Annotated in this window: 5 protein-coding genes; 3 read left to right on the forward strand and 2 right to left on the reverse strand. The window is 75.0% G+C overall.

All coding sequences use genetic code 11. The features are described from left to right. Window positions 1-88: 88 nt before the first annotated feature. A complete protein-coding gene (locus tag MHY29_RS11280) occupies window positions 89-991 on the forward strand; it encodes a fumarylacetoacetate hydrolase family protein (RefSeq protein WP_224355600.1) in 903 nt (300 codons plus the stop codon). Between the two features lie 103 nt (window positions 992-1,094). Here the strand turns inward: MHY29_RS11280 and MHY29_RS11285 are convergent, their stop codons facing one another. Then, window positions 1,095-1,478 (reverse strand): VOC family protein, encoded by a 384-nt coding sequence (locus MHY29_RS11285; RefSeq protein ID WP_224355601.1) that lies wholly within the window; start codon window positions 1,476-1,478, stop codon window positions 1,095-1,097. Window positions 1,479-1,495: 17 nt separating this feature from the next. Here MHY29_RS11285 and MHY29_RS11290 point away from each other — a divergent pair, with 17 nt between their 5' ends. Further along, window positions 1,496-2,353: a helix-turn-helix domain-containing protein gene (locus MHY29_RS11290; protein ID WP_224355602.1), complete on the forward strand. Its 858-nt coding sequence runs from the start codon at window positions 1,496-1,498 to the stop codon at window positions 2,351-2,353. A 16-nt stretch (window positions 2,354-2,369) separates the two neighbouring features. Here the strand turns inward: MHY29_RS11290 and MHY29_RS11295 are convergent, their stop codons facing one another. Further along, window positions 2,370-3,617 carry an endonuclease/exonuclease/phosphatase family protein gene (locus MHY29_RS11295; protein WP_224355603.1) on the reverse strand — a complete coding sequence of 416 codons (1,248 nt, stop codon included), beginning with the start codon at window positions 3,615-3,617 and terminating at the stop codon, window positions 2,370-2,372. A 116-nt stretch (window positions 3,618-3,733) separates the two neighbouring features. On the opposite strand from MHY29_RS11295, the gene MHY29_RS11300 reads away from it, so the two are divergent. Next, window positions 3,734-4,468, forward strand: a complete 735-nt coding sequence (locus tag MHY29_RS11300; protein ID WP_224355604.1) for an NAD(P)-binding domain-containing protein — start codon at window positions 3,734-3,736, stop codon at window positions 4,466-4,468. The last annotated feature ends 129 nt before the right edge of the window (window positions 4,469-4,597 follow it).

A 4,597-nucleotide genomic window follows, 5' to 3' on the forward strand; every position in this document is an offset into this window, starting at 1 on the left:
GGCGAGCTTCATGGCCCCATCCCATCACAGCGGCCCCGCCGCCGGGCGGGCCCGCCCGGCGGCGGGGCCGCTGTGATGGGATGGGGCCATGAAGCTCGCCACGTTCCGCCAGCCCGACTCGGACGCCTCCTACCCGGGCGCCACCTTCGCCGCCGTCCTCACGTCCTTCCACCCGCAGGACCCGCAGGTGGCGGTGCGCGCCGTCGCCCTGCCGGAGTGCCGGGACGTGGGCGAGTTCCTCACCGCCGAACCGCAGGAGCAGAAGGACATGGTCCGGGAGGCCCTCGAGGCCGCCAAGGAGGACCACGGCCTCCTGCTGGACGTGTCCACGCTGGTCTACGACACCCTCGTCCCCTTCCCCACGAAGGTGTTCTGCGTGGGCCTGAACTACGCGGACCACATCAGGGAGACCGGCCAGGAGAAGCCGGAGCACCCGACCCTGTTCGCGAAGTTCGCCCAGTCCCTCACCGGCGCCCTCGACCCCATCGAGGTGCCCGAGGAGGACCACCGCGTGGACTACGAGGGCGAGCTGTGCGTCGTCATCGGGGAGCCCGGCCGCCGGATCGCGGTCGAGGACGCGAAGGACCACATCGCCGGGTACGCCGTGGCCAACGACGTCTCCATGCGCGGCTTCCAGGGCCGCACCCCCGAGTGGCTGCAGGGCAAGGTGTGGGAGGCCTCCACCCCGGTCGGCCCGTGGCTCGTCACCGCGGACGAGTTCCCGAAGGACGCGCGGATCGTCACCCGCGTCAACGGCGAGGTCCGCCAGGACGGCAAGGTGAAGGACGTCGTCTTCTCCCCCGCCGAGCTCGTCTCCTACGTCTCGCAGCTCGTCACCCTGAACCCGGGCGACCTCATCATGACCGGAACCCCCGCCGGCGTCGCCGTCGCCCGCAGGGACGGGGACGGGCGACGCCCGTGGCTGCGTGCCGACGACGTCGTCGAGGTGGAGATCACCGGGCTGGGTCGCCAGCGCAACGAACTGGTCTGAGCGCCGCCGGGGACGAGCCCCGCACAGTCGGCGGTCCACCCACGGGTGACCCTTCACTGCGCGGGGCTCGTCTCCGCGGGTCCGGCTCAGCGGCCCTGCGGGGTCAGCCCCAGTTCGCGGCGTCCGTGACGCAGAAGGGGTGGCCGGCCGGATCCAGCAGCACGGTCCAGGTCTCGCCGGGCTGGTGGTCGGGGCGGGTCGCCCCGAGGGCCACGCAGCGCGCCGCGGCGGCGGCGACGTCCTCGGCCGCCAGATCGAGGTGGTACTGCTTGCGGCCGGTGTCCGGCCACCGAGGAGCGGTGTAGTCCTCGACCGTTCCGATGCCGAGGTTCACTCCGCCGGGGCCGGCGAGCATGACGACGCCGTCGCCCTCATAGGCCACGGGCCAGCCGAGGACGGCCTGGTAGAAGGTGCCGAGCGCCGCGGCGTCCGGTGCGTCGAGGGTGATCATGGCGAGGCGTGCGACGGGTGCGTTCTGCGTGTCCATGGTGTGAGGATGCCCGCATGGCGGTCACCCCGGCTTGGAGAAACGCGACACCGGAGCACATGTTCGGCCGCGTGCTGCGGCCCGACGAGTTCCACACGCGCGCCCGGTATGCGAGCGCCGCGCCGGCCCCCGAGCTGGCCCCGTGGGTCGAGCGGTACTGGTCGGTCTGCTTCGACCTCGACGACGGCGAGGCCTTCCGGACCGCCACCCTGGACGACCCCGGGGTGCACCTCACCGTGGAGCGCGGCGGAGTCCACCGGACGGCGGTGCCCGGGCCGGGCGTGTGGGTGACCGGCCCGCAGACCGCCCGACGCTTCGACGTGACCCTCGTGGGGAGCGGCTCCACCGTGGGCGTCGCCTTCGCGGTGGGCGGGACCCGCGCCTTCTCCTCGGGCGACCCTGCGACGGTGGTGGACCGCTCCGAGCCCGGCGCGGCGTGGTTCCCGGGGGCGTCCGCCCTGGGGGACGTCGCCGAGTCCGCGGTCGCCGCCGCGGCGGCGCTCGACGCCTTCCTCGCCGGGCTCGGCCCCCGATCCGATCCCGCGTACGAGCGGTTCCGTGCGGCCTACGCGGCCGTCGACGACCCCGACGTCGTGCGCGTCGAGGACGTCGCCGCCCGCGCCGGCTGCGACCCCCGGACCGTGCAGCGACTGTTCCACCGGTTCGCCGGAGTGGGGCCCAAGTGGGCCCTCCGGCGGGCCCGGGTGATCCGCGCGGTCGGTTCGCTGGACCGCGGCTTCCCGGGATCGCTGGCCGAGCTGGCCGCGGCGCACGGCTGGTTCGACCAGGCGCACTTCACGCGGGACTTCCGCCGGGTGACCGGCGAGACCCCGGCGGGGTATCGCGCGCGGCGGCGACCGGACGAGCCGCGGTGACCTCCCGTCTCGTCCCTCAGCGGCCGCCGGGCACCTTCACGTCCACCCAGGTGAGGCGGTGGTCCGAGGTCGGGAAGGGGTAGGTGCCGGTGAGCTCGGAGCCGGGCTCCCCCTGCTTCGGCCAGAACACGCCCGCGCCGCGCAGCGGGAGGTTGCGGGAGGGCAGCGCCATGTCCACACGGAGGTTGCCCGGGGCGGGGACGTCGTTGAAGTCGGCCGTGTCCAGCGAGGGGTCGCCGCGGTGGGTGCGGTTCGCACCGCCCTGGAGGACGGAGGCCTCGGCAGCTCCGGCCGAGCGCGGCTGCGGATCACGCACGCGCCTGTTCTGCAGCAGCTGGTCGATCGCGCCGTCCCACGAGTCGCCGTCGAGCGGGTCGGCGTTGTAGTCGCCCAGGATCACGAAGCGCTCGCCGCGCGGCAGGCCGCCGTGCACGCCGGCGTCGTCGTAGAGGTACTCGGCGGTCTTGCCGCCCGTGATGTAGTCCGCCCACAGGCGGATCTCGTCGTGGTTGCGGCGCTGGTTGCGCTTCTCCGGGCCGTCGAAGGAGGGCGGGGTGGGGTGCGCGGCGAGGATGTGGACGCTCGTGCCGCCGATCCGCACGGGCACGTCCCAGTGGGACTTGGAGGACAGGCGCAGCTGCCGCTCCTGCTTCGCGGTGTAGTAGCCCTCGGGCATGACGTTGCCCGGCATGTCCGCCCACCGGAAGTCCTGGAAGGTGCGGATCCGGTCCTCGAGGATGGGGTGCTGCGAGTAGATGACCATGCCGTACTGGCCCGGGAAGAGGCCGAATCCCCACGCGTCGTTGGGGCCGCCCACCGTGCCGTTCTGGTCCAGGTCCAGGCCGGAGGGCACGCCGGTGTTCACGGGCGCGGTGTAGCGGTACCTGTACTCGATCGGCGCGTGGCCGTTCTGGCCCACGGAGAGGTAGTTCTCCTGGAACAGGCGGGCGCCCTCGCCGGCGGCGTCGTGGTCGAACTCGTTGACGAGCAGGATCTCGGGGCGGGCGGTCTGGATGACCTCGGCGATGTTCTTCGCCTGCTGGTCGTCCGGGGTGGTGAGGTCGCGGACGAGCTCGCCCTCCGTGCCCCGGTTGAGGGAGGCGTTGTAGGTGGCCACGCGGACGTCGTGGGCGTCGGCGACGGCGGTCGCGCGCGCCCCGGGGGAGGCGGAGACGTGGGCGGACGGGGCGGCGTGGGCGACGGCCGCGCCGGAGGCGGCGAGGGCGGCGGCGGCCATGGCCGCGGAGAGGTGGCGAAGGCGCATGATCGGGCTCCTGGGTGCGAGGGGACGGCGATGCCCGACCACCCTGCCCCGGCCCGGGAAGGGCCCGGTGACGGCCGCGTGAACACGGGGCGGTGTCCGCGTGATGGGATGGCGACATGCCCCACGACGCCGCGCCTCGCCCCGACCAGCCCGCCGCCTTCGAGTCCTTGCCGGCGTCGGTGGGGATCCTCGGGGCCGGCCGGGCCGGGACGGCGCTGGCCCGGGCGATCGCCCGGATCCGCGTGCTGCACCCGGGGACGGCGGCCCCGCGCGTCGTGCTGGCAGCCACCCGCAGCCCCGCGGCGGTCCGCCGGCACCTCGCGATCCACGCCCCCGGCGCGGAGGCGGCGCACCCCGGGGACCTCGCGACGGACACCGAGCTGACCGTGGTGGCGGTGCCGCGGGAGGAGCTGGACGAGGTGGACCCGGCGTGGCTGGCCGGGCCGAGGACGCTCGCGGTGGTGGACATGACCAACACGTGGGGGGACGAGCTCGTCCCGGACTGGCTGGCAGCGGCGGCCGCACCGGGTCTGCCGACGATGCCGGGCAGCGCCGCGATCGCCGCGCACTGGGCGGAGGCGGGACTGACCGCCCCGGTGGTGCGGGCGTTCTCCGAGGTCTCGCACCACGAGCTGGACCGCGACGGCCGCGCGCAGCCGCCGCTGCGCGCGCTCGGCGTCGGCGCCGACTCCCCCGGGCCGGCGCGCGCAGCCGTGGCCGCCCTGGTGACGGCGATGGGGTTCGAGCCGGTGGAGTACGCACCGCTGGCCCGCGCGGCGGCCCTCGAGCCGGGCACGCGCGCCTTCACACGCCCCCTGCCGGCGGACGAGCTGGCCCGCGAGCTCGCCTGAACCGAGCCCGCTGTGCCTACGCTGTCCCCTGGGGGACCTGCAGCACGCGGGCGGCCCCCGGCGCCAGCCCGCCCCGTCCGACGAGAGGCCCACCGTGCCCGAGCCAGGAGCCGCGCCCGGGGGGCGCGG

The sequence above is a fragment of the Micrococcus sp. ACRRV genome (assembly GCF_022346985.1).
Taxonomy (GTDB): Bacteria; Actinomycetota; Actinomycetes; order Actinomycetales; family Micrococcaceae; genus Micrococcus; species Micrococcus porci.

Coding starts and splice junctions, on each gene's coding strand:
- MHY29_RS11280 (WP_224355600.1), top strand. CDS start 89: ATGAAGCTCGCCACGTTCCGCCAGCCCGACTCGGACGCCTCCTACCCG.
- MHY29_RS11295 (WP_224355603.1), bottom strand. CDS start 3,617: ATGCGCCTTCGCCACCTCTCCGCGGCCATGGCCGCCGCCGCCCTCGCC.
- MHY29_RS11285 (WP_224355601.1), bottom strand. CDS start 1,478: ATGGACACGCAGAACGCACCCGTCGCACGCCTCGCCATGATCACCCTC.
- MHY29_RS11300 (WP_224355604.1), top strand. CDS start 3,734: ATGCCCCACGACGCCGCGCCTCGCCCCGACCAGCCCGCCGCCTTCGAG.
- MHY29_RS11290 (WP_224355602.1), top strand. CDS start 1,496: ATGGCGGTCACCCCGGCTTGGAGAAACGCGACACCGGAGCACATGTTC.